This is a genomic window from Reichenbachiella sp. (assembly GCF_039941815.1).
Taxonomy (GTDB): Bacteria; Bacteroidota; Bacteroidia; order Cytophagales; family Cyclobacteriaceae; genus Reichenbachiella.
This window is the reverse complement of sequence record NZ_JBDVDW010000050.1, coordinates 191,619-218,601: the sequence shown is the minus strand read 5'-3', so window position 1 is coordinate 218,601 and position 26,983 is coordinate 191,619. Positions and strand designations below refer to the sequence as shown.

Annotated in this window: 12 protein-coding genes; 11 read left to right on the top strand and 1 reads right to left on the bottom strand. The window is 41.2% G+C overall.

The annotated features are described in order from the left end of the window. Positions 1-34: 34 nt before the first annotated feature. The gene (gene xerD / locus ABJF11_RS11735; protein WP_348120047.1) at positions 35-934 is read right to left on the bottom strand and encodes a site-specific tyrosine recombinase XerD; all 900 of its coding nucleotides are present in this window, start codon (positions 932-934) and stop codon (positions 35-37) included. A gap of 109 nt (positions 935-1,043) precedes the next feature. On the opposite strand from xerD, the gene ABJF11_RS11730 reads away from it, so the two are divergent. The 11 genes from ABJF11_RS11730 (at position 1,044) to ABJF11_RS11680 (ending at position 26,869) form a co-directional block, all read left to right on the top strand. After that, a complete protein-coding gene (locus ABJF11_RS11730) occupies positions 1,044-1,466 on the top strand; it encodes a type II 3-dehydroquinate dehydratase (protein ID WP_348120046.1) in 423 nt (140 codons plus the stop codon). After that, complete coding sequence (locus ABJF11_RS11725) at positions 1,466-2,041, top strand: MarC family protein (RefSeq protein ID WP_348120045.1); 576 nt, start codon at positions 1,466-1,468, stop codon at positions 2,039-2,041. Before ABJF11_RS11730 ends, ABJF11_RS11725 begins: the two co-directional genes overlap by 1 nt. Before the next feature lie 6 nt (positions 2,042-2,047). Beyond that, positions 2,048-2,521: a ribonuclease HI gene (rnhA, locus tag ABJF11_RS11720; protein WP_348120044.1), complete on the top strand. Its 474-nt coding sequence runs from the start codon at positions 2,048-2,050 to the stop codon at positions 2,519-2,521. 8 nt (positions 2,522-2,529) lie between these two features. Continuing rightward, a complete protein-coding gene (locus ABJF11_RS11715) occupies positions 2,530-3,039 on the top strand; it encodes a hypothetical protein (protein ID WP_348120043.1) in 510 nt (169 codons plus the stop codon). A gap of 150 nt (positions 3,040-3,189) precedes the next feature. After that, on the top strand, positions 3,190-3,345 hold the full coding sequence (locus ABJF11_RS11710) for a hypothetical protein (RefSeq protein ID WP_348120042.1): 156 nt from the start codon (positions 3,190-3,192) through the stop codon (positions 3,343-3,345). A 95-nt stretch (positions 3,346-3,440) separates the two neighbouring features. After that, on the top strand, positions 3,441-4,763 hold the full coding sequence (locus tag ABJF11_RS11705; RefSeq protein ID WP_348120041.1) for a tetratricopeptide repeat protein: 1,323 nt from the start codon (positions 3,441-3,443) through the stop codon (positions 4,761-4,763). Between the two features lie 571 nt (positions 4,764-5,334). Continuing rightward, complete coding sequence (locus tag ABJF11_RS11700) at positions 5,335-13,125, top strand: hypothetical protein (protein WP_348120040.1); 7,791 nt, start codon at positions 5,335-5,337, stop codon at positions 13,123-13,125. Between the two features lie 2 nt (positions 13,126-13,127). Beyond that, entirely contained in the window at positions 13,128-20,600 is a 7,473-nt protein-coding gene (locus ABJF11_RS11695) for a hypothetical protein (RefSeq protein ID WP_348120039.1), read from the top strand. 2 nt (positions 20,601-20,602) lie between these two features. Then, entirely contained in the window at positions 20,603-23,884 is a 3,282-nt protein-coding gene (locus ABJF11_RS11690) for a peptidoglycan-binding domain-containing protein (RefSeq protein WP_348120038.1), read from the top strand. Positions 23,885-23,904: 20 nt separating this feature from the next. Then, positions 23,905-26,316, top strand: a complete 2,412-nt coding sequence (locus ABJF11_RS11685) for a hypothetical protein (RefSeq protein ID WP_348120037.1) — start codon at positions 23,905-23,907, stop codon at positions 26,314-26,316. Positions 26,317-26,404: 88 nt separating this feature from the next. After that, complete coding sequence (locus tag ABJF11_RS11680; RefSeq protein ID WP_348120036.1) at positions 26,405-26,869, top strand: hypothetical protein; 465 nt, start codon at positions 26,405-26,407, stop codon at positions 26,867-26,869. Positions 26,870-26,983 lie beyond the last annotated feature (114 nt).

Genomic DNA, 26,983 nt, shown 5'->3' with positions numbered 1-26,983 from the left:
ACTAGAAGGCTTGCGCTCTTGGTGCAAGTCTTTTTTATGACCTTGGATGGAAATCCTTGATGGTTTGCTTTAGAAAATCGCGGTCCAGATGCGTATAGATCTCCGTGGTAGTGATGGACTCGTGACCCAACATCTCCTGTACTGCACGCAGGTCTGCACCCCCTTCGATAAGGTGCGTGGCAAACGAATGACGGAAAGTATGCGGGCTGATTTTTTTATTCAACCCTATTTTGATAGACAGATTCTTGATGATAGTAAAAATCATTACCCGGGTGAGCTGAGCTCCCCTTCTGTTGAGAAAAACGAAATGCTCATGGCCCTTTTTGATATCCATGTGGCACCGTACATGTTCTATATAAATATTGATATGCTTGAGTGCCTCCCGGCCGATAGGCACCAGCCGCTCCTTGTTGCCTTTGCCGATGACTCGCAGGAAGCCAATATCATCCAGCACGCAGTTCAACTGTAGTCCTACTAGCTCAGACACTCGAAGGCCTGAGCTATAAAGCGTCTCAAGCATGGCTCTGTTCCTGGGTCCCTCCGGAGTCGATAGATCTATAGCGCCCAACAAAGTATCAATTTCCTGTATATTCAGTGTGTCTGGTAGTTTTCGACCCAGCTTTGGCGCCTCGATCAGCTCGGAAGGATCATTGTCCAAATCCCCTTCGAACACCAAATATTTGAAGAAGGATTTAATCCCTGACACAATCCTGGCTTGTGAGTAGGCCGACATATCCATTTCATGAATGTACTCCAGCAAATTTCGAATATCTGTGTCAGTCACCGTGAGTGGTCCGGCCTCCGACCCATGGAGCAAAAGAAACTGCTCCAGCTTCTCTATATCCTGCACATAAGCATCCACAGAGTTGGCTGCCAGTGATCGTTCTAGCTGGAGATACGACTTGAATTGACTGATGTAAAATTTCCAGGACATGAGTTAGTAAAAGTAGTTTGACGTAGCTTCAAAAGAAAGAGAATAAAAGGTTTGATTACACAATACATCGAAACTTGTGGCTTACTTTTGCGCCCATTATATTTAGCGCATGAAAATTCTAATCCTCAACGGTCCTAATTTAAACCTACTTGGCAAACGTGAACCCGAAATATATGGACATGAGTCTTTTGAAGACTATTTTGAACATCTAAAGGTCAAGTTTCCTGAGGTATCGCTTGAGTACTTGCAGACGAACCACGAAGGCATATTGATCGACAAGGTACATGAAGTGGGTTTTCACTACGATGGGATAGTATTGAACGCCGGAGGATATACACATACCTCTATTGCGCTTGCAGATGCGGTCAAAGGAGTGACTACTCCGGTAATAGAAGTGCATATTTCGAATATCATGGAGCGAGAGTCATTTCGCCACCATAGCTATCTGAAATCAGTCTGTATTGCACATTACATTGGCATGGGGCTGGATGGTTATAAAGAAGCAATCAAACACATAATAGGAATAAGGTAATGCAAATGAATTTTACAGAGGTTTTGTCAGTCTCACTAATACTTTTTTCCATCATCGATATTGTTGGAAATATACCAATCGTCATCAATCTGAGGAAAAAAACCGGAACTATCCATAGTGCCAGAGCCACTATTGTTGCCGGATTGATTATGGTGATATTTCTTTTTCTAGGGGATAAAATTCTTGGACTTTTTGGAATAGATATCGGGTCGTTTGCTATAGCCGGAGCCCTAATCATGTTTTTGATCGGTATGGAAATGGTATTGGGGATCGAACTATTTAGGTCTGATGCAGAAGAATCAGGCTCCTCGTCTATCGTGCCAATAGCCTTTCCTCTAATCGCCGGCCCGGGTACCATGACGTCATTGATCTCTCTTCGTGCCGAATATGAGCTAACTAATATCCTGGTTGGCATCGTGGTAAATCTCCTGCTGGTATATGCCGTTTTGAAATCTTCCAGTTGGCTGGAAAAGAAAATTGGACATGCCGGATTTGATGTGATCCGAAAAGTATTCGGAATTATTTTGTTGGCGATTTCAATCAAACTATTCAAAAATGGCCTGGCCATTTGGTAAAAATCTATGTCTAACCCAAGCATCATCATCTATACAGACGGCTCCTCTCGGGGCAACCCCGGCCCGGGAGGATATGGTACTGTACTGTTGGCTAAAGGTCATCGCAAGGAGTTGTCAGAAGGCTTTCGCAAAACCACCAACAATCGTATGGAGCTCCTGGCAGTGATCAAAGGGCTCGAAGCTTTGAAAGTCATCAATGCTGAAATACTAATCTACTCGGATTCTAAATACGTGGTGGATGCCGTAGAAAAAGGATGGCTCTGGGGCTGGGTAAAAAAAGGATTTAAGAATAAGAAAAACCGCGATCTATGGGAGCGATTTATTCCGGCATATAAGCGAAACAAGGTATCCTTCAAATGGGTGAAAGGTCATGCTGGTATTCCAGAAAACGAGCGTTGTGATGAGCTGGCTGTTGAAGCCGCTACTTCTCCCAACCTACCGCCCGATCAGGCTTTTGAGAATGGGATCAATGATTTTTAACGATTAGAATGAAGTCTCAGTTTAGAATTGGGAACCTTACCATCACAGAAGATCAGCTACAAATTGTAGGAGGTAATAATCCTTTTCGAAAGATTGATTTAGCCGATATTTCAAGGATCAAAATTTATAAAGGGACGTTAACCAAGCACCCGGTGAGAACTTCAATATTTGGTGCTGCATTCTTTTTAATCGGATTTGTTGGAATTTTTTGGGCACAAGGAGAACTCACAACTATTCCAGAATTAAACCATTTGACAATGCGTGGTGTTAGAGGGTTTGTCGGGATGATCACAGGTATAGGTTTGATACTTCTCATAGGAGGGATGTCTTTGTCTTTGGTTTTTCTAAATCGAGTGGTACTAAAAATTGAACTACACGAAGGGGGTTTTGAAATATTTAGCTTGAGCCCAATAGAGAAAAGCAACAGGGAGAAAGAATTTATAGAGTTTCTAATGCGTAAGTATCCTGCAACCGTTCTCCAGATAGATAGTAATATTCTCAATAAATACCTTGAATAAACAAGGATATGCATGCCAGTGTTACTTGTTTTAGCCTTGACTGACCAGATCGGATAAAACATGCCAGCCAATCCTCTAGCGAACACAAAAAACAGAATTCATCTATTTCCCTGATCTTTACTCTTTTCTAAAAATTTAAACTTAATTATTATGAAAAGAGTAAGTATAATTCTTGCATTGTATTTTGTATCACTCATTTCTTTCTCAGCCTGCGACGACAAGCTGGAGGAAATCGAAGTGAAAACGCCAACCTCAGAAAAAATGACAGCAGATGAAGATGAGGAGAAACCTGATCCTTGGGGTTAATTAGCAAAATATAATCTCTATTTAAAAGGCAATTATGTTATTCATAATTGCCTTTATTCTTATATTTGGAATCCTAACCTTAATTTTCTTTTGACATGCAAACCTTTTTGGCTTTCCTGCTATTGGCTATGTGGCCATTTTCCAATGAAAAAATAGCAGACAGAATTTCTGAAGTCCATAGCCAGGCTAAAAACTACTACGTCACACATCCTGACAGTACCATAATCTTGCTACAAATAGCGCTTGAAGAATCTAAAGAGGCTAACTATAACTATGGAGAGGCCAAAAGCAATTTTATACTTGGCAGTTTGATGGATCGAGAAGGCAATACTGACCAGGCAGTGTCTTATTTATTGGATGCACTCACAGTATTTATTGGTATGAACGACCAGAAATCTCTGGCAGATCAGGCAAAGGTTTGTCTCCTCTTAGGTGTGATTTACAGACAACATTATAGGATAAATGAAGCCATCGATTTTTATGACAAGGGCATGACCTTTGCCTTAGAGGCCAGCGATCAAAAAACATTTATACAATTGCTTCATAATAAGGCAATCATTTTAAGAAAGATAGGAGAAGCTGAGAAAGCAAAACAGCTGCTTATAAGCAAATTTGAAATGATTGAAGCAAATGATAAAGAACAGCAATTGAAAACCTATAATGAACTGGGCCTAGTATATCACGAACTAAATGTATTTGATAGTGCGCGATCATTTTACCAGCAAATGATTGATCTGGAAACGGGATCTGTCGCTTCCCGCTTTAGAGGACAAGCATATCACAATTTGGCGAATCTATTTCAGCAACAGAAAGATTATGTTGAGGCTTGGCGCAATTATGAAAAGGCTTTGGCAGAAAAAGAACCACTGGGCAACGCAAAGGATTTGTTTATCACCTATCAGGATATGGCCAATTTGGCACTGATTCAAGGCAATTCAAACTTGGCCTTGTCCTATGCAGAGAAGGCCACCCCACTAATGCCAGAGCTACCGGAAACATCAGAGTATTTTGATCAATTCAAGCTATTAGCGCAGTGTTTTGAATCAGTAGATATCGACAAATCCTATGCCTACATTAGCATGTATGGTGAAAAGTATGAAGCCTTTGAAAAAGTTCAAAAAGACCTAATAGAAAAGGGGCAAGGCTATAAGATGGATTTAATTACCGCCAATTATTTTAATAAACAAAGACAAGATCAGCAACAAGCCAAATTATACTGGACGTTAGCTAGCGCCCTAATATTCCTTTTTCTCGGAGGATTTGTTTCTAGAAAACTTTGGAAGATTTATAGATACAAGTCACCCGAAGTAGCGCTCTCCACCATCAAAAACCAAAATGAAATGATTTTTCTTATGGATATGTTCAGAAGCGAAAAGGAAGAGCTGAGAAATGTGGTCAAGCAAATAAAGAAAAAGTAGTTGATCCAGTGCATTTGTTTGATAATCAAAAGGACACAGTCTATCACAAGAGACTTTTTGATGGAGTAAAGTAAACCTAAAGTTTTTCAAGGGAGATTCCACCAACTCCTGGATTCAACTTTGAATCCAGAAACTCAATAGCTTGACACGGGTTATTTTATAAATTATTACAAAATTAATACCCTTAGTACGTTCACTGTATTTAGGAAAATCAGAAAGAAAGAAAGTCGCTACAACACGAATATTTCGTCGTTTTAAAGACAAAAATTTATAATTGGAGAAGAGTTCAGTTAATTCTTTCTTTTTAGAGCAAGCAATTTTTACTATATTTATTGTGCAGTAGTTTGAGATTAGTCATTCGATTGATCCTAACTCATGAAAGACTTAACCTCACCGTTTTCTCCTTTTTGGCCAAGATGGAACGATATTCTCCATCAGAAATTCCTGGACAATTACATTGGAAGATTAGATTCATTTTCAATAACCTTCCAATCAAATAACTGCATTTCAAACCAGTCGTTTTTATTTCATATAATTCAGAGCAGTACATGTCAAGTTAATCGGTTAAGGCATGTCTAACTTGCAAGAATACATATGGATATCTTGTGGGTCTGCAGATTCCAGACTCGAGTTGTATGGTAAAACGAAAGAGCCGGAATTAAGCTTAGAAAATACCATAAGTGAGCTCAGCACAATAAGTGCGATTAGATTGAGCAATTATGCCAATTCGGCCACAGACGATGAGGCCGCAGTAAATCTTATTGAATTAGATGAGATAGAGTTAGAGTTTCCCATACTCTTTAATCAGGAAGACCAATCTTTCTTTTCCTTAACATCTGCCATAGTTGAAATTGAAGGTTTTGAAGGGCCGGACAACAAGTTTATGGATATGATAGATGTTTCCGGATGGAAATTGAGATTGATTCAGCAGGATGGCGAAGTTAGTTTTGAATGGTTTATGATTTCTGACTGGATGATAGATGCTCATCCAGCCTATTTCCCAGGCAGCAGCAAAGGCGAAATATCTATAATAGGCGCCTTTGGAGGAGAAGAAGATCAACAGGTTACAATTCAAATTCCCTGGCCACTGTCCGCAGATAGCAGGCTAGATCTCGGTGTACCGAAGCGTGCCGGAGACCGATGGAGTGCACCTGTCGATCCTAGAAAGATTCTTTCAGTTTTTGATGGAGCTGGAGCGATCCTCAAAGACTTCCCTTTAGGGAGCATTGATCTGACCACTATCAAAGATGCAGTAGAGGGATTTCTAGATGATTATAATGATTTTGTTAGGCTAGAGACAGGGATAGATCAGGACGGGCAAATATTTTTTGATATTGTAATAGGACCCCCGGATGAGATAGATATTGCCGAATTCGGTGGGTTAAAACTATCCTTGAGCGGAGACGCAGCAATTCTTGTTTCATCGGTATTCAAAGACGATCACCTTGAGTTGTCTCTGCGACTATTCCTTTCCAGTACAGCTGGTCTGAAACTACACGGCCCATTTATAAGAAAGGTGGAAGGCGCTATGGAAGAGGCTGGAGAAATCATGGCTATGTTGCCCATAGAAGGTGCTAATATCCCAGAGTTTCCTAAGCTAGAGATCTCATTTGACCTGTTTGAGGAAGATATAGATATTACCATGGCCTCAGTCAATTTGCCATTGAGTTGGGATTTTGTTCCAGGATTCAATTCGGTGGTAGGCATGTTTGATAACCTGCCTTTGTCAATCGATCCATCAGACTTGGTAGGATTTAAATTTGGTAGTCTGGATGGAGATGCACCGCAAGTAGAAATGGTCATTGCGGAGGCACGATTTCAGAATTTGGAAGGAGTATTTGAGGTGAATTTTGTAATTGATCTCAACATCAAAATTGACACAGGAGAACCTATCAAGTTAATTGCGGATTGGCTCTTTACTCTGGATACTGATACCATGGCATTTGATCCTGCTGCAAGTTTGAAGGTCAAAACCGAATTCAATGAGTTTACAGTCGCAGGCCTCACAGTGACCGGATTGAATACCCTGATGGTGAGCTTCGAAGGAGGAAATCTTTCTTTATCAGCTTCAAGTCTAAAAGCTTATTACGGTGGCATTACCGACGGCGATGATGGTGGCTTTGAAATGGAGGTTTCCAATCTACTGATTGATGGCGGTGGCATCGATATGGAACTGTTTTTAAAAGGAGGCGTGACTAAAGTGTCAGGTATTGGAGAGTCCTTCAAAGGTGCCGAGGGTCACGTTGTGTTTAGCAGAAGCAAATTCCAGAGTGGATATATCAAAGCGGAAGGGCCACTTCCATGGATAGATAACGCTACAGGAAGTATTACTCTATCTTTCAAAGAAGGGTTTGAACTCGATCGTGTGCAAGCCGACTTTCAACTAGGCGTTCATTTGAAAACAGACTGGTGGGTAGAATTAGACCTTAAATCGGTCAATATTGATATTCATAAGATCGACGGTAATCTAAAGTTGATACTTATGATCACCGGAAAGATCAGTATTGTTCCTCCCGAAGGCTCGACAGATACCTTTATTCTTTCTGATCTTAAATCAGCCAGCATGGAGTTTAAAGATTTAGTGCTGACCAAAGCATTTGACAGTTTGCCTCCCGGCATTAGATTATCAGTTGTATTAAATGAGCCTAAAACAATTAGCATTTTCGGAGTATTTGGATTTGAACTCCGGAGCATCGGAATCGGAACCGGTTTTGACGATGGGCAGGCCGCATTGACCATAGGGGGGCAAGTGTTTTTTAGCAGCAATGATCTCCAAAACAAGGATCCTGAATTCCATAAATTCCGAATTGGCAAACCAAATCCTGGCGAACTATTACCACAAATTGCTTTTGAAAACCTTGGACTTGAATTTGCCTATAAATCATCTCTGTCGGTCTCAGGATCAGTCAAATACGTAGATACTCCTGCTTGGAAAGGTTTTAGCGGTCATGGTAAATTGACAATAAACAAGACTGTCAATATCAACGTCATACTGGAGTTTGCGATGGTGCTAAGAGAATCGGATAACCAGAAAGTAAGAGTCTGGATGGTTTATGCTGAATGGCTTGATTTTGACAAGCGATTTATTGATAAATTCTATCTAAGAGATTTGGGGGTAGGGTTTGGCTGGAGAAAAACACTACTAGTCATGGACGACCCCAATCTGGTACTCGACAATCCTTCTAAGGGAACAATCACAGTAGGCCCTCACTTGCCTACATCCTGGTCTGATGACCTTGAAGGTGATCAAGCAAGATGGACAGTTGTGATTTCCGCATGGATGACCTACGGACTAAAAAAACGAAACGAACCGGCACCAATTGTCGGAGATGTTTTGTTGGGATTGAGGAGTGACCTCACCATTATGATCTCAATGAGAGGCTGGATTTTTGGAGTACTGGATGAGCTGAAAAAAGGATCAGGTGGATTGCGGCCAGCAATCATTGGATTACTGTACTACTCTGCCCGAAACAACCACTTTCTTGCTACTTATGTTGTTGATCCAGCGGCAGCAAGTCCGAAGGGAGTCCCTCCGGCACTGGCAAAAGCACTGATTCAGTCACCTTTTAGTTTTGTTCTGGAAACCAAGCCAGGCATGTTCAGACTTGAACTGGGGTGGCCAAGACAACTAACCTTCCCACTAGGTGCGTATGTCGGAAAGGCAGGTTTCATGATGAGAACGACGTCAAACTCCCTGACGATTGGGGTGTCATTTGAAATAGCAGTAGATAAAAACTATAGTGAGAGGATCAATCTAGGCATAGTGAAGATCAGTTTTTCTATAAAGATCTACATTGGCATTTACGGTGGTATTATGGCCAGGATAGGGCACCTTCCTGCTCTTTATGGTTTTGTAGGGATCAACGCATTTATAGATATAAAGCTGTCAATCAAAGTAGATCTTTTCTTCTATAGTTTCACCCTTTCTCAGGAAATCGCCATTATCATTTCGGCCAGGGTAGATTTTGGGGTATCCGACGCAGGCTTTGGAATGGAGGGATACGCTACAGCTTCAGTTAGAATCTGGAAAATCAGCTTTGGAGCTTCCGTGGCTTTCGTGATGAATAAATCAGCTTTGGAGCAGGCTAGAAGTAGGGTATCCGATGGAGTGACCAGGGCTGGTGATGTTCTAAAACCAACAAGATACCTACCGGAACCGGTATTTCTTCTACCACTGATCAAAACTCAAAAACCCAAATGGAGAGCGATGCCAGTGCGCAAAGGAGATTACATCTACCTGTTGATGTTACCCGAAGAAGACTCTTGGTTTACCTGCCCAACTAAAAACAGCAATGGGACATTCAAAAAAACGACAAGTCCCAATTATGAACTAGAGTTTGAGCTGAACAATGTTGATTTTGAGGAATATGCTGATGGGTCAAAAATCACAACCTCCGGTAAAAAAAGGAAGGTAAGCACCTCTCTGGATTGGAACAAGGAAGTGATTACAGATCCATCTGTCGAAGAAAAACTGGAAGTAGGGCATCTCTACTATGAACCAAAGTCAGTTCAGACCGAGCACAAACTAATTGATCAGATATTAGAGGATCCTTATTTGCAGCCAGAATTAATGGTGGATTGGAGGGTGCGAACCGAGGAAGGAGCAAAAGATGGTTTGGATGATGACATTGAACTCAGACCCGATATCAGATCTCCGAAATTTTCGGCCGAAGGGAGTATCTATGATCTGGCATTGGAAGAAGCTTTTAGGTATGGAAAAGACGAAATATTTTCATGGCAGGCATTAACTATTGCACAAACCAGGTGGACAGAGGAGATAGTAAGCAAGCCGGAAGTACTCGAATATATGCTGGGTGGAGACTACTCACTCCCTGCAATAAACCCGGACGATGATCAGCAAGTGTTCAATAGAAGAAAAAAACTGTTGAATGGGCTTGAAAATATGAAAAGCATACGGAATGGAGTATCGGGCACTCTACTCCGTCAATTCAAGACATTGATCAACTCTGAGACCTCCTATGAATCATTGGAAGTATTGGCAAATTCTGGATTGGCTTTCAAATTTAAAATTTCCGATGAAAAGAATTTTTCACTAAAAGTGAATTCAATTAAGATTGATCAGGGCTATGGTCAAACCCAACTTGTAAAAGGCTCACAAATAGGTCAGGGAATAATCAATCAAGACAATTATGGTGTAGGATTTGAACAGGAAGGATACCAATTCCGATTAAAGGATCTTTTGGAGTTTCAGGATGAACAAGGCATTCATTTCTCATGGGAACTTGAAAGAACTGATGACGAAGGCCATGTTGAATTAATGACTGAAAAAGAAGCTTCTGGATTGCAAGAGGAGAATAAATATTTCGAATATTTTGACCACTACTTGGTAGAACGAATCAACCTCTCCAGTGAATCACAAGAGTCAGAATTGGTAAAATGGGAAGCGCAAGCAGGATTTGTTCCGGCCATGGTGGATATTGGTGATGGCAACCGAAATTTTTATCTGGTTGTACCTCGATTTGATTTTTCTGATATGTTCCAACAACCTGCAGCTGTTGAAGACCAACTGATTTATCGTTTTACTGCTGTCGATATATTTGGGCAATACTCGCAAACTCTCGAACATCTCACCTCAAGAAAACATCTCAGCCCGCCGCCGCCTCCCGATAAAAGTACTTGTGATTATCAATTAATGATTACCGCCCAAGGGGTCGAAGAAGAACTCTTAAAAATAGCTGTTTCACCAAGCAAAGAAATGCTTAAATGGGAAGGTAGTCCGGTTCGTTATGAAATTTGGACCAAAGATCAACCACTCTCATCCGGAGGATATTATGGATTGGGAGATGATGTTGAGGACATTGGAGGTAGTAATGATAAGCCTATCGTATCACCGAAAGGCATGCGATTGGTAACCACCATATATGATCCGACTTCAATTACCACATTAGATAGCCTAGAAGATTTTTCATTTGGAAAGGTGCATACCTTATTTGTTAGATCCATATCAGAAGAAGGCAATGCTTCTCGATTAATAAGATGCGAGCATTCAACAAAAATTAATGACCAATTAAAGAAAAATTACGCCCACCTGGAAAGAATCCCACCCTTCTCCAACACTGTAATTGAATGGGTGAGTCAGCTGGATATGAGAGCGGAGACCATTCCCTATCTCGAGCCCATACTCACCTCCCATATGCACCATTTTGATTATACCCCTCTCGACAACAAATACATAAGGGAAGTCAGTATAAAGCTACTTCACCATCAGTATGTAGATGATGAATTCTTGTATCCTACTGGTGGGTATGTAGTCTATGTTAGAGACCGGGATGCAAGTACAAACGATGAATTAAGAAATTACAAAAAGCAAGTCACGGTAGAAGTGCTGTCAAAAAATACGTATGGCAATTCTCCTTATAACACAGTTGATTTTTCTAAATGGAAGTCAAATTTCAGAAAAGCCGAAGACAAGTCAGTAGATCTCCCTATTGAAGGCTACCCGGACTGGGGGAGCCTACTATTGATGTCTGGTACAGAAGATATACATGGCTTTAGTGATGGACTATTGATACATCCAATATTAGAAGAAATACTTCTCAGTATTGAGAGCTGGACGGAGGAAAACAATGGTTTTCTGATGATCCATGGTGGAGGTATTTCACCCAAAGAGGTCGAAAAAATTTCATTTGACGCATTGTCAGAAGACTTTGATTTAGAAAAGGACCCGTTTGGAATGGGCATGTTGCAATGGATGGGCAGGACAGTGGATTTGGCCATCTATCAAAATGGTGTGATGCTCCGAGAAGATAAAATGATCAATTTGATCAATGCCCATGCCTCTAATATAGATGCCAGTCACAGGCTCAACCTTGAACTACTATTGAATAGTGACCGGCAAACACCCATGAACTATTACAGATTAGGGCTGCATCCTGTCATAAAACAATCCTCCATCAATGCAGACCCTGACCTGCAAAAAGAAGAGCGTTTTACCGAATTCGCCAATTCTCTGAACCAATTCAGGTCTATTCTACAAGTCATGACAGGGACAGGAAGAGCACTAATCGGATTTGATTCGGCAGGAATTATTGAGCGATACACCGCGTTTATCGATCGATATGCACAAACTAGAGGAATTTCAGAAAATGGTGATATCGATTTGAGCGTGTCCTGGTACAACGAACAAGGAAACATAGAAAGAAGTGTAAATCACGATGATAGCATATCCTTCCAACAAACCCATGAAGAGCCATTAGCACGCAGGTTCGCCTACAGGATAAAGCGCATTGGTCGTTACCACCCACTTTATTTGCAACTGGGATTGATTACTAATAATGAGGAAGAGATACAAGAAGAGCCACTTTTGGTACGATTGCCGAGAGTAGAAGTCCCTCGTGTTCCTGTCATCGAGTTTCTTGGTAACAAACTAAGAGAAGGCATTCAATGTACAGAATGGCTGGTCAGAGAACATGAAGAGGAAGCCATGGTACAGTCTAACGAAACTCTAAGAAATCGCCTGGGTTATAGAGGACTTGCCTGGAGCTTATACTCAGAAGTGAAGGCCGGCTGGCGACAATGGAGTGGCTGGAATGGAGATGACAATTGGTTCACCCATGAGTTCGAAGGGGAAGATCAAAAGTTAGCAATCAATGAGCAAGAAAAACAGATACTGGCAGCAGATGCTAAATGGACGGGAGATAGTAAATTAAAACCTGATGCTTCTCTTCACGGCCACCCGTTTACGGAGCTACTCGAGCCTAAAGGTATGGTGATTCGAATTCTGGAATTACCTTATTATTATCAATATAGATTGGCAGCCTTTAGTAGAGCCGACGATGTCGATTCACCAGTGAAGCTGACAGATGCTGTACAGTCGCTACCCACGATTATGCCTGGCATAGATACCGATCATGCTGGATGGTCATTTGGTGAAAATGACATATTAAAATTGTTTTGGAAAATACCTTCCGTCTGGGACAGTTTCACAAAAGTCCAGGAAAAAATATGGCAACATGAGGAGCCTTTCGCCAAACGTATTTGGGATTTTGATTTGAAATTTACCATTCAAATTCGAAGACAGGGACGAATCATTCCACTTGCATACATTCAGCCAGAGCCAGTAGAAGAAGGAAACTATCCTGAAACCAGAAGGTATTTGGTGGTCACTTCCGGAAGTTATTTGTATTCGGAAAATCCCGGTAAGGTTGAAAAGCTGGCCCCGATAGATCTTAAATCAAAATTCGATCCTGTAATTGATATTAATCTCAAGGTTAATAGAAAACTGATCCAATGGATGGCACTTGAAGACAATTTTATATTTGAATTGATCTGCAATCGAGCCTACGGACATCAGCGGAGCCTATCGAGTGTACTTATTCATAAAACAGAGGTGGAAATATAGTTATGGCTAAGAAAAAGACACGGCAATATTACGCATACAGCATCAACAAGGGGTGGAAGGCCAACTTTTCATTTGAAGAAGTCATTTTAAGGAAAAAGAAAGAATCACCTTCCAAACGCAAAAAAGGCCCAATAATCATCACGGAAGATTTTTTAGCTGCAGATATACTTCGAAGAAGAAGGGCATCTGTCAAAAATCCTAAGACAAGCCAAAACTGGTTTAGAACCATAGCCGGATTAATCAATCCTAAAACTATAGAAATAGAATTGCCGAAAGAAGAGCGTACGCTCCTATTGAAATTTTCTAGCAGTGCCTCCCCAATCAATACTATATTGGATTTTCCCGAAAAAAACGTGAGCCCATCTACTGCATCTCGTTGGGGTTTTATCCCGACGGCTATTGAAATAGAACTTTTATGTGATAAAAAAGGAAATTGGCCCAGTTATATATCGAGTGCTACTATTAAGAATTCTCGGAGTAAAAGACAGCAGCAAATAACGTTGAGGACCCTGCTCAAAACATACTTTGGATTAAATCAGCCGACCCAAGGTCATGGAATAATTCTTAATCCAGATGGGCTTACATTGAAAGGCGTCAAAAGCGTCCCATGGGAGAATGACCAGGGCCTGCCAGGAAAATTCAGATATCGCGTGCAAAATGCGAATGATCACCTGCTGGAAATAGAAAAAGATAAAGCTTGGATCAATAGTCTAAGAAATTTCCAACATCGGGTAATTGAAGCTACTGCACATGTTGAAGATGACAATGGACTACCAGAAATTAATTCTCCAGCAGTAGGATTGGTATCCTCCAAAATACCTGATAAAGTATTCTGGCAGTTGCAAAACAATCAATGGGAGTTCAAGCCTGATAAAGGAATGTTTGAAGGAGAAATCAGGGGGGCGGCAGGAGGTACCTCAAGATTGCAGTTCGATAAAGTTCTCATTACCAACTCCGGAAAAAATATTAAGTGTATTGCCGGTGATGCGACCCTGAAAAATTCCCAACTCAAATACGAGTATCAACAAGAAGAAAAAAGCCTTTGGAGTGGTGATTTCGAGGCAGAATTGGAAAATGACAGTGCCGAATTGATGGCCTCATTGATGGATCAATATGGGATGGATGAGGATAGTGATAAAGTTTGGATACAGACCGAATCTGGAGCTCTTCAAATTCCTTTATGTACAATCCCTGAAAATGAAAATACAAATAATTCAATAAAAACTAATGCCATTTTTAAAGGATTGGTACGCTTGAGTGAAGTTCCTTGGGTGCAAGAGACCTCTGATCTACCGCCTAGTCCAGACATCAGTCAAGCCAGGTATTCGTCTATGATTATCATTGATACCAATCGATTTGAAGTGGAGATTAAATTGGACAATAGTGAAGCCTGTCAAAGTGTGGTAGCCAGTCTGGGAGACCCCGAATTGAGATTAGAGGATTATGTACCTATTTATCTCCCGGCAATTACCGGAAAAAGTATATTCAAAAATGGACCTCCGGATCTTCCCGAGCCTTCTGGATTGGATGAAAGCTCTTCATGGAATCATTTTCTAGGACTCAGTCTTATCAGAAAAAAGGGCTTTGAACCTAAGGATGGAGCTACCCATTTCAAAGTTAAACTTGCCTATATACCGGGAGTGGCAGATAAAAAAAAGCCGATCGAAGGTGACTGGTCAGATAGCCATACAGAAATTCTTACTCCACCGGAAAAAGTTGATGAAATTGAATATTGGTACCGCCCCCCAGGCTTGCATTGGTTCCCATCCTTACCTTTGTATGGAGACCCCAGAAAAGGGGATCGTCTAAACGAAAAGAGAACATACTTGCCCTTAAAGGCCTCTGAATCACCAATGATTATGCTAAGGCCTGGAATCAATTGGCAAGTCCCTGTTTTGATGTTTGGGCAATTTAAGGCTGAATCCTTTCTGCAAAATAAATCTCAATATTCAGTCTTCAACTGGGTGATCCCTGAATTACCCGGAATTGCATTTGAACTGAAGAATGACGCTTCAATTACGATTGCTGAAGGTTTGCCATCCGCAGGTAAGTTAAATTGGGTTTGGAGACATGATCTACCGATTCTAGACGAGATCGAAGCACTTCGATCATCAGGTGAAGAAGAAAAAAAGAAAAAGACGGAAACAATCAACAACCAGGAACAGAATTGGATCCAGCAGCTCATAGACAGTTACACTTTATCACAATCTAATCATTCATTATTGTTGAGATCGACGGTTAATTTGAAACAGGGATTAGTGTTGTCAGAAAAAGGAAAAAAGGTACAAATAGAAAACCTCTTTGCTAATCAAAAATTCAATGCGCAGGCAGATCTAAAGATTTCACCCCCGTCAGCATCGCTAGATTTTTCAAATGAGGCTGAAATAATTGAAGCGATAAAGGCTAAGGAATTACTAAAAGGTATTAGTGCCTCTTTTGAGGTCCGGTATGACAATACCCACAAAAAATTCAATATCACACCGGTATCAAAATCCGGAGAAGTGATTATCAACGCTGGGTCAATGCAGCCCTTTCATTCTTCCGTAGACGACAAATCTGTTGTTGTCGATCAGGGTGGAACAGGAGCATTCAAAATATCTGATAGCAAAAAAGGTCGAATGGTACTTGTGACTGACGGAAATCATGTGCACCAGAAATCTTGGCTTTGGTCACATGATGTGCTTGATCTTTCGACTCCTGTCAACAATGTCCTTTTCAGCTTCTCCAATATACCCTTGATCTTAGAAAATGATGCTTGGAAATATAACAATCAGAATTCCATTTTCAGGTCACCACAATTGAGGAATTTCAGGTGGTCATCTTTAGGGGAAATTGATTTTTGGGGACTGCCTTTTCAGGTTTGTAACTTGGTGGAGCTGCAATTTAAGGAAAATGAAAATATACCTTCTATTCCTGTAAGAGTAGTGTTTGAAGGCATTCTACATTTAAAACCTGGCTCAATATCACTTGCGGATTATTCTTCACAAGGGATACAAATTTCTTTTATCCGAAACGGAAACGAGTGGGAACTAGAGGCATTTGAAGGACACATTTTATGGCCATTTTATGAAGCCGCACCAGATCTTTCTATCACTGCCAATCTACCAGATCCACTACCGTGGTTGTCATCCCCTGTATCTATTCAAAAAATCGGTGATAAAACTGCGCTAATATTTGAAGGTGTAGGAGAACAGGCAAGTGTGGTTTTCCATTTTATGGAACGCCAATGGAAACTGCCAGTCGGCTATGTAGACAAAAAGATTTTAAAGCCCTTGTCAGCCAATCATACTTTTGGTTTTGAACTCATCAACTCTAACCAATTTATCCAATCTACGCTAGTACCGATTTCCGGCATCTTCTACCTCAAAAGAAAGGGAGCCAATAAAAATTCTAAACTGGAATTTAAGCTGATAGAAACACACGAAGGAAATTCTGGGAGGCCATTGTTGGATATCACGTTTAAATATATCTTCAACAAAGAGAAAAAACACTTGACTGTGAAGAAGGCAAACTTCTTGTCTTTTGGAGAATCAAATCATCTGATATCACTCACAGAAAGCGAAAAAGGCGAGGTTGAGCTTTCGCCGGGCAAATTATCAATGGCCATTAATAAGGCGGTAAATTGGAGAAGTACAAAGCCTGTCTTTGAGTTTTTGCCAGGTTGGAATATCACTGATAAAGAGTCACTGCAAGCTTATGTCTCATTGGAGCTAAACGATCCACCCGCTGCAGGTGAGGTGGATAAAGCAGAGCTCAAAAAGCTGATTATGGTGATTGAGACAGCCATTGAAACACCCAATATTGTTGCCACGCAATTTAGTTATTCCCTCAGTAGTGGAGCAGATCCTGAATTGGAAGTAAAATTGACCGGAATGCTCAGTTTGCAAAATGAAATCAGTTGGATTACGACTCAGCGTGGGGCCTTCGAACATAAAATTGAGGTTTTGATGAGGGATGCCTCTATCAAAGGATCGGAGCTAGACTCTAATGGAAAGGCATTTTTCAGACCAAAATATATCCCTTCATCTGGCAAACTGCCAAATACCACGGGAATGATAGAAATACCTACTCTGGTCAACCATCAAATAAACCGAATAGAAAATGGGATTTCATCAGAATATCTCAGATGGACGGCCAGCCAACACATCAGACTGGCCAATCCACGATCAATAATTGAAGAAGTTTTGTTGAGAGGAAGCAAATCTATTTCGCTACCATACTTCCAGGCTAATGAGGCACGCACACTTCATAATTTCTCCAAAGATGACGAGCTAATCAATTTTGAAGCCTCAGAAAAGGTTGAAATGGGATTTGTAGGCGCACTTGGCTACGAATTGAAAAAACTACTCAACAGTACTCCAGACGTGATGATTGTTGAAGCTACAGAAGCCTTTTGGCTGCGCCCTTTCACAGAAAATATAACAGAAAGAGCACCATTTAATTTATGGAAGAAAAGAGATACAATGGTCAGTGGTATTCCAAGTTTTGAGTTGGATTTTGATGATTCCGGAAAATCGGAGACTGCACCATGGACAAGATTGGCTATGCCGTTTATTACAGATACATCCGGCCATATCAACACCAATAAATCACAACTACTTCACAGATATCTGACCAATCAATTCAAGATCAAACAGAATGATGAAGGCACCTATGTTGCTGAATCAACCTTTATTAATAGAGAACAATTGTTGAAACTCAACTCAATTGACCAATATGCCCTAGACCATCAACCAAACCTGGCAGAAAGAGGAAACGGAATGGATCAAGTCAACTATGACCCCGTCGCCAATACAAGATTGTTTCCATATACTACTATCCAGGATGGATTTCAGCCAGGTTGGCTGAGTTTTTATGATTGGAGATTGAGCGATCCATCCGATAACACAAAGGGAATTCCATTTGGGTCAACCCTTGGTGCAATCACTGGCCTGATTAAGCATGCAGGAAAGACTCACATGGCCGTAACCGAGGCTGTACCAAAAATCGAAGAGATATCGTACGAGCGGCGTTCAGCCATGAATTGTTATTATATCACCAGTCCAGCCATTCATTTAGAACAACGCGATATTCCATTTGAATTGAGTAAAAATTCAGTTCGACAACTAGCTGCTACACCTAGAATTTTTCTCGACTGGAAAGGTGTTACAAAAGAGGAATTGATCTACATCCCTTCCGAAGTCACCCATGAAGTATTGGAGTGGGCTAATAACCTTTCAGCATATGAACTAAAAAATAAAGTGCCTGACGCTCCGGGAGGCTTTTCTTTGACAGAAGAAGGATATGGAATTGGAGAGCTGGTGATCAGTAGGATAAAATCTAGAATTCAACAACAAGGGCAATTTTCCGCATTGAATCAACTGCTTGCAATTAAAGGGTTTGGGATCGATAAAATGAGCGATTTTATCTATGCTGTAGCCAAAACACGATATGACTTTTCATTTGAAAACCAGAATTTTGAAGAGATCAGAATCCACCTTCAGTTTTGGTCAGCCAATTCCAATTCCTCAGCCACCTTTAATCTAGGCTTAGCAATTGAAAGCGTATTCCTTCTTGGTATTACTGAGGAAGATAGCTGGCAAAGTGTTCTTTTTCCCCCTGAGGACCCAGAGTCATATTCTAAGGTCAGACAGCGCATTTGGGAATGGGTGGCCACAGAAACCTCACGCCTCAATATCGCCACCTCGCCACTCTTGCGGGTGCAGCTATTGACCCCTTCATCCTTTCTTGAACAACGGAAATACTTCCTGATTACCTCACGACCCTCTGGTGGTGTATTGAGGCAAACCAAGAGAAAACAACTCAATACAACAGTTCCTCTGGTCGTTGATCTGCGGTTTGAGAAAATGGGTGATACCGTATTCAAGGATCCACTCGCATCTGGCCCTGAATTATTGGATGGTAAGGTATATTATGAAAGCAGAGCCATGTACGAACCAGCAGATCCCAAATTGGACAACCAGCAGTGGAAAAGAATAATTTCTTCATTTAAGGTGGAGCCTAAAACAATCAACAAAGGCGAAGTCACAACTCTTAATTGGGTTTGTGATGAGGAGGGAATCTATCAACTAAGCGAACGTGAGGCTGATCTCATAACTGAATTGGAGGGTAAAAGTACTGTGCTAAAACCTGAGAAAACCGTGGTTTATGTTTTAACCTTAAAGGATAAATCAGGACAAATCATTGACCGGGTAGAGACCTTTGTGAAAGTAAGAGTGCCAGCAGCTGGTAATGCAATAGGGTTTACGCACAAAATCGCCGGAACAGCCCCGGGCCCGTTGAATACAGAGAGAACATCTCCGCAATCAAACGATGTTGGGTATCATCGTTGGTTGGAAATGACTCGTGATGTAATTTTTCACGACGTAACAAAAACTGTTGGTCTATCACAGAGTCCGCTTGACCAAGGTGACTTGCTTCCGGCCTCTAGGAAAATAGCCTTCGAAGCGAAAGGCCTGGATAGATCGAATATGAACCCGTTTCTCGCTCCACGCGTGGGTCATATTTTTACTGCCGGTCGTCCCGGGACGATGATGAATTTCCGATTGGCTGGTTTGATAGAATCCAATGATGCCATGGTCAGAAGAGGCGGATCTTGGGGCAATGAATTCCGATTTCCACGACCGGTTCCACTTCCCAGAGAGTTGTACCCCTTCGATGCGGATTATACAGGAGGCTTGAGTGATGAACTACCAACATGCTCAGTAGCGTCCTTGGATGGGCCTGAGCCATTTACATTTTACCAACTGGCCTGGCAGGACCCGATATTCAATAGAAGGCTGCTTGCAGTAGCCCAGGAGCAAGTACAAGGCGCCGTATTTCTAGGCATGGACCGACCAGTATACGCTGGTAAGGATGTTTGCTACCCAGAGGTGAGAATAATGGAAAAAGACTTGGGCAATTGGAAGCTCGTACTGGATGTAATGATTGAGCGAACGGTGAATTTCCAATCAGAAACAGTAGACATTAAGACATTCGAGATTATACCGGGTCATGTAATCAACACCGCGTATCCAAGCAGAAACATTGAAGAGGTAACCAAATTGGGCGATGAGACGCGCTATGTCTTTGAAATCGGAATTGCCCAAAAAGAGGCCGTGGATGACAATTTCTTGAATGACCCGGAAAACGAAGACCTACTTATTGTCAGAGCCAGACTCTATCTCAATGGAGACGAACGAGTCAATACAGAATTGAGGGGATTGATCCGTACCGATAAGGACAGCTGGTCGCAGCCTCAAAATGCCTACGGAGTAGAACGTAAGACTCATCTAGGTGATACCATGCAAAGCGATATTGTTGCCTTTGGATGGGCCCCAAAGCCTAAGATTGTGAAGAGAAGAGACCGCTTTCGACCTGACAGTTGGGAGGGAACCTTCCGCTACAAAGATGCTTTTGTAAAGCCTCCCGGAGCTACAATAGACTATGAAGTCTTCAGCATTACAAGTTATGGTGAAATGAAAGTAAAAGAATAGTCATGGATTTGAAAGAATTAGTACCGAAGGTTCCTACCTCAGTGAAGGAATTAAGCGAAAATGCAGAAGGCATCTATGTAGTGACCCTACAGATCTGGTTGAAATTACTGGGCTATAAAAGTGGTACAGTTGGAGGTAAATTCGAATCACCTTTTACTGATCACGTCAAGGCTTTCAAAAAAGATGTGATGGGTTTGTCTAGCCCGTCAGAAAAAGTAGACTATTCCGTTTGGAAGAAAATGGATGAGTTGCTAAGGGCAAAATTGCCACCCAATCCCGAGACTATGGTTCGCCCACCTTTTCCTGAAAGAGTTCGATTTGCAACTGATGAAGCCTACACTTTGGCACTATCAGATGCTTTTGGGAAATTTGGTTTCCAAGTCCCAGTCTTAGCTGGAGTTTACTACCTACTCGTAGGAGATTCTGGCAAGGCGGTAATGGACAATCTTCCTTCAGGAATTTATGAGCTTGAACTTGTGGAAACACATGAAGGGGATGGTGTGCTTGGTGAATCGAATAATTTGGGAGCATTGGAAATAAAGTTATCAGACTCTTCAGGTACGTCACGCCCAGGTTTGATCAAATTAGTCAATAAAACTCCCGATCCTGTAGAACTGAAAAAGATCATTCAACTCTTCCAGACATTGGCCTCTAAAAGATTGAAAGAGTTATTAGATGATAAGGGGAAAGAGATCAACCCTAAAATAATTGATGGAAAATTGAATAAGTCCTATAAAAAAATATGGAATACATATTCTGACACTTGGGGACAATTTTACGGGGCACCATGGATGGGAATTATGTATGACCCAACGGAGCAAGGGAAAATAAATGTAGATCCCTCCGAACTCAATTGGGCCAAGGAGGAAACGATTAAAGTCCTATATAAGTGGGGCAAAAAACAATTGGTCGTCGGAAGCAGTAGAAAGAAATTCATAACTATAAAACAGCTCAATAAAAGGAATGGTCTTTTGCCACCGCCACCTACTCCACCGCCATCTACTCCAGCAATAGGAAAACCTCCTCAACTGGGAATGGGAGCTGTTTTATATCAGCCAAGTAAATCAAAGGAGTATGCTGATATTGATTATACATCATCAGATTATGATTCGGATACCCAGCAAGAATTTGTAAAATCTTTTTTGCAAACAGAGCAAAACGTCTTAAGGATCAGAATGGCAGACAAAGCGGCCTTTGACGTGCAGGAGAATGCTCAAAAAATGAAGGCCAAAGGATTCCTGATGGCGGATGCTTCATCAAAAAACTTGACTACAACTGAACCCGTGACTCTAAGAATACCATTGCTGATCAAACGAGAATTGATTGAAGGGTCTACCGAAATATTAGAGTTTCCTCCGGAAGGTGCGGTAATTAAATTCATCTATAAAGATGGATCGATTAAACCGGCTGCTACAGGCTATAACCTGGGGAATATTATTTTGGAACAGGCTGATAAATTCAATAATGGTAGTCCAGTAATGTTTATTTATATAGAAACTAAAGAGGGATACAGCAAAGTCGAGTCAACAAATGAAGATTTTGAAGATCTTCCGGACAGGATCGTTATAGAGGCAAGCAAATACTCCAGTTTTTATTATGATTATTCTCCACCAATAATCGCTGTTTTGGTCCCTGGCAATAATAACAACGGAGGACGACGTACCGTAGCCACAAACATGCCAACGTTATTCAATGAGAATAGAGAACGCCTCTCTATTGGGATTTACGGATTACTAATTCTCAAGTTCAATTTTCCAAGAAGTACCATTTTAACACAGAATTTTATTAACACTCATCCTTTGGTAAAGTTGAGGCCAGAGATTGGTGCCCTTCAGGAAGAATATTCTTGCGATTTTGGCCATAACATTTCAGAGTACAAGTCCAACAGCAAAACATACACCAATCAATGGTATAGATTTCTTATGCGAAATGACTATTTCCTTAAAGGGTTCAGTGGAAATCAAGGCCAAATTACTGTGACCAAGGCTAATATGGAAAATGCGGTTGAACGCAACATCATAAGAGGTATACCTGCATCCGAATCGGCCCAAAGAAGGGTGTTTCAACATAGCATGAGGTTGGTCTCAAATCAGCCAAACCCAACTCAAGAGGAAAATGATTATCGGGCGTATAAAGTGAGTGACCCAGGTAGTTACAACTGGGTTAGAATTGTCGATCATGGACCAGCACAGGATAGTACGGTTGAACCTGGGTTTGATATTTCTGGAGCTAAAGGACTTCAGAAAGAATATTCACCAGTGGTACTTGCTCTGGCCATTGACAGAAGTGGCAGTATGGATGACAGGGAACGGAGTAGGGTTGAAAGAGAAAATAATGTTCCTCAACGAAGTGGAGTTAGGTTTCAGGCCCCTATTCCGCAACGTCTATATACCAGGGCGTTAAAATCAGTCGCCCATAATCTGTTTACACCCGATCCTAAAGATGTCCTTGCCCAACTGGAATCTTTTGAATACTGGGGCTTTCACTACAATCCATACAACCCGGCAAATGGTCAATGGCCGGTAATAATAAAGCCACTCATCCCTAATTTTATTAACCGTGAACCCATGGAATTCCCGGTTACGCCCACAAGACATGATAACAATGTATTTGAAATGAAAAGATTGGTGCAGCGCCCGGCCTCTGCAAGCATTAAACAAAAGCTGGTTACAGAAGCAGAAGATATTACTAAACCATATACCGATTATACCCCTTTAGGACAGGCGATGCAGGAAATTACCACAGACCTGCTGAAAAAAGAAAGTGAAATTCAAACAGCGGATAGAACTAATAACATTGAGCGTAAAATTACGAAAGTACTGATACTGATTACTGATGGGAATGGCACGAAAACGGCCAAAATGATTGATGCAAGTGGAAATCTTGTGGTGACAGACGCCAGTGGGAACATTGTTACACTACAATCTGGACAAACGATTGTGGAAGAATCAGGAAAGCTATATTTAGTCGAACGAGATGGGACGCGAACGGAGAAAAGTAATTGGGACCCAGTTATCGCAACTCCCGCACCAAATCAACACCTTGGATCTTTTCGGTTTACGGCAGATGAAAACCCCAGAACCCTACCTACAATTCCAACAACGGGAGGTGAAGGGATAATAGAACTTATTGGATATAATATTTATCCCAAAACCGAGAGGCCCGACTTACATAGTTTTGGTATTGCACCAGTCAATGGCTGGACCGTCTACGTTCATGATGTTGATAACCAAGGGGAATTGGATGAATTAATGCGGGCCCTCAGAAGCAAATACGGGCTGTAAACACAAACTCAAAAACTATCATGGGAAGTATATTGATCGCAACTGGAAAAGGCAAAAAAAAGGCTACCGAGCTAATTATTGAGGCAGAGGAAATTGTTCAGGTAAGGGTTTATGACAGGGGAAAACATGGACTCGGGTTCAATGGGCTGTACGCATTGTTGAGGGCAATTTTGAAGGCCAAAAATCACACATGGCCGGAGAATAAATTGAGTGCCCAAGTAATCCTAAAAATGAAAGCTTTGAACAACGATACGCCCGGTTGCCATCCTATTTCCCTAAGTGCCACCGACGTCAAAAACCTACTCTTTTCATCTACTGTTTGGAGTAAAGTCCAAAAGGAAAAAATAAAAAAATACCAAGCCGAAAAATTAAAAGAATTTAAGAAAGCCAACAGAGATTTAAAGGACGAAGCCCCCTTCAATAAGATATTCAACAAACACTTAAATGTTGATGGGAAACTGGTTGGTTGGTTGAACAACGAAGAAAACGAGGTTGTTGGTCAATGTACAGGACAGTCTAGAAAATTTCCATGTAATGATATTATTGCACCAGCAGTAAATGCTCCATATATGGTTTTGATCCCAAATATGATCTTGAAAGCCTATAAGGATGGTGCTGTCGTTGCCAATACCCGAACAATAATGGATGAGGAATATGCAGCCTATTATGAAATAGGAGATAATGGATGGTTGGCAATGGGATTCGATTGTGGTTTCACAAGTGGTAGAATGAACGAAGTCCGGCTAACCGAAGATTTTACTGGCGAATGGATAGATGTTTGGGTTTATCCAAACGACCTTCCATTTGATCATAGCGTGGCGCTTCCCCCTGATGCTGCCTTGTACCCAGTATATGAAGTCAAGACATCCGGTGGAAATCTTAAACTTGAAAAGGTGGCCGATGGACTTGGTACCGATCGAAGATATACATGTGTTGATAATTCCGCATCTGGAGGGTTCAATCAGCTAAAGCCTAAGCGGATAAACTATAGTGATATAATTTTTACTGGCACTGCAAGTCCCAGGTCTAATTCACTAACTGCTGATCTTGTTGCAGCGCATGATCTACAAGACGGTGATTTTGTCTGTTCTGATAGGATTCCACCAAAATGGATGTATGTAGGTGCCGTTGTTGGGTCAGGTAGTACACCAGTACTAAGAAGCAGGCCTGGGCCTCACCTGGGATTTATTGAAAAAGGGAAATACCATCATTTATTGATTGTGGATGCCATCACTGTTGCAGCAGGAAACGCGGGGCCGGAGGTGAATCAAATTGGTGTGACAATGCTCAATCGGGTCAAACTAAAAAAAGGGTATTACATGATCCTTATTGATGATTCTGCATCCATTTCAGGTAAAAAGACCAAATATATAGAAGAGGTAAAAAAGCAGGTAGATAAATGGATGAATGATGAGGAGGTAGAAGAAAAGTACATAGGCTTCAGGTTAATCAGATGGAATGATGACACACCGCCTGATGAATTGATGGAAAAGGGGCCTGGTACAACCAAACAAATTAAGATATCAGAGTATCGGAATATGGCTCAAAAAAAACCGCGTCATGATTTTACAGTCAGAATTCACATTAAAAATATCAATGATGGTTTTTCGGATACAAAAAAAAAGATTGATGCAAAGTTCTTGACAACTGATGGGAAATGGTTGATACCGGAACAATGGAAGGATGACACAAAAACAGAAAAGATTAAGATAAGCAAGGCTAAACGTGATAAATTTATCAAGGATATGTTGACCAAGGAGTTAAGAATGGTAAACACAAAGAAGTCCAGTTTATACACTCCCTTCGTAGAGTGTCTAGACGACCTTATCGACCAGGATATAATCCGTGATCTAACCAAAGAACCAGGTTATGACAGATACCCTGTTAAGATTGCCATATTGAGTGACGGACAACCTGATCCGTTATATCAGGTTTCAACAAAAACGGATGCAAAAAATATTAATAAACCATATGATAGTACAAAATGGCTATTCAGGAAAACTGCTTCGTATATACTGGCAACAAATCTGGAGGTTATTGGCCCGTCGGGAAAAGCGCCTGAGGATAGGGAAATTGACGACATAATAGCTGAAAAACCAAAGGATTTTCTCATGGATAGCCCTGGTATCAAACAATATACTGTGGAAGGAAAATTGAAATTATTGTCAGAAATTTCAATTAACTCTGCAATCAATCTTATTACAAAAACCAAAACAATAGGTTCAGGAGCAACCAAAGAAGTGTTTTGGGTCAATAGGATATACAAGAGTCCAAGAATGGTGGAATATGTAAACCTGGTAGAATTAGATGCCACTGATAGCATAACCAATCAAAATACGGTTATTCATCATGGTTTGGTTCCTCATACGGATTGCGACCGTGGATTGAACACCACCATTAGAATAGGCCCATGCTGTGAACCGGGCTTCTGATGTGTATTAAAATCCTATGCTAAGCATGCTCTACTTTCACTGGCCTCACGGCCCCACGGTTCCTTTGCATTTCAATAGGCTTCAAAGTATGTTTCCAAACTTTGAATCTGAGGCAAAAATTGTGAGAGGGGATGCGTCATTGCTAAACTTCAGATCCGACATACTTTATCTAATTGGCCACAGCAATGAGAAGAGTGGCATTAAGCTGGCAGATGGGAATACACTTTCACCACTTATTTTGTCAGACTTGATTACACGATCTCACCATTACAAGCCGCGCCTATTATTTCTCAACACCTGCTATGGAATCGAATCTGGGATAGCCGCCGCAGTAAAAAAGGCTGGCGTCCGTACCGTCATCGCTGCGAACGGCACAATACCCATTGAGCACATGACCCAATACGCTGAAAAATTCTTCGAATGCTGGTCAGAAGGCACACTTGCAGTCAGTAAAGCTTTGGAAGTCGTCAATCAGAATTTTAAGGACAACAAGATCCAATTTACTTATCTGGGTAATGGAAGACAGACCTTCAGGAGTATACACAAATTATGAAAAACCCCATTCCTATCTAATATTAGCCAATACAGAAACCCGCTCATTATCCCAATATTGAGCAGCTGCAAACTGCAGATGAAGAATCATGCTTTGAAAAAACAGGGATGGCTT

Bases quoted from the DNA above. Each gene is read 5' to 3' on its own strand.
- xerD (WP_348120047.1), bottom strand. From the start codon at position 934: ATGTCCTGGAAATTTTACATCAGTCAATTCAAGTCGTATCTCCAGCTA.
- ABJF11_RS11730 (WP_348120046.1), top strand. From the start codon at position 1,044: ATGAAAATTCTAATCCTCAACGGTCCTAATTTAAACCTACTTGGCAAA.
- ABJF11_RS11725 (WP_348120045.1), top strand. From the start codon at position 1,466: ATGCAAATGAATTTTACAGAGGTTTTGTCAGTCTCACTAATACTTTTT.
- rnhA (WP_348120044.1), top strand. From the start codon at position 2,048: ATGTCTAACCCAAGCATCATCATCTATACAGACGGCTCCTCTCGGGGC.
- ABJF11_RS11715 (WP_348120043.1), top strand. From the start codon at position 2,530: ATGAAGTCTCAGTTTAGAATTGGGAACCTTACCATCACAGAAGATCAG.
- ABJF11_RS11710 (WP_348120042.1), top strand. From the start codon at position 3,190: ATGAAAAGAGTAAGTATAATTCTTGCATTGTATTTTGTATCACTCATT.
- ABJF11_RS11705 (WP_348120041.1), top strand. From the start codon at position 3,441: ATGCAAACCTTTTTGGCTTTCCTGCTATTGGCTATGTGGCCATTTTCC.
- ABJF11_RS11700 (WP_348120040.1), top strand. From the start codon at position 5,335: ATGTCTAACTTGCAAGAATACATATGGATATCTTGTGGGTCTGCAGAT.
- ABJF11_RS11695 (WP_348120039.1), top strand. From the start codon at position 13,128: ATGGCTAAGAAAAAGACACGGCAATATTACGCATACAGCATCAACAAG.
- ABJF11_RS11690 (WP_348120038.1), top strand. From the start codon at position 20,603: ATGGATTTGAAAGAATTAGTACCGAAGGTTCCTACCTCAGTGAAGGAA.
- ABJF11_RS11685 (WP_348120037.1), top strand. From the start codon at position 23,905: ATGGGAAGTATATTGATCGCAACTGGAAAAGGCAAAAAAAAGGCTACC.
- ABJF11_RS11680 (WP_348120036.1), top strand. From the start codon at position 26,405: ATGTTTCCAAACTTTGAATCTGAGGCAAAAATTGTGAGAGGGGATGCG.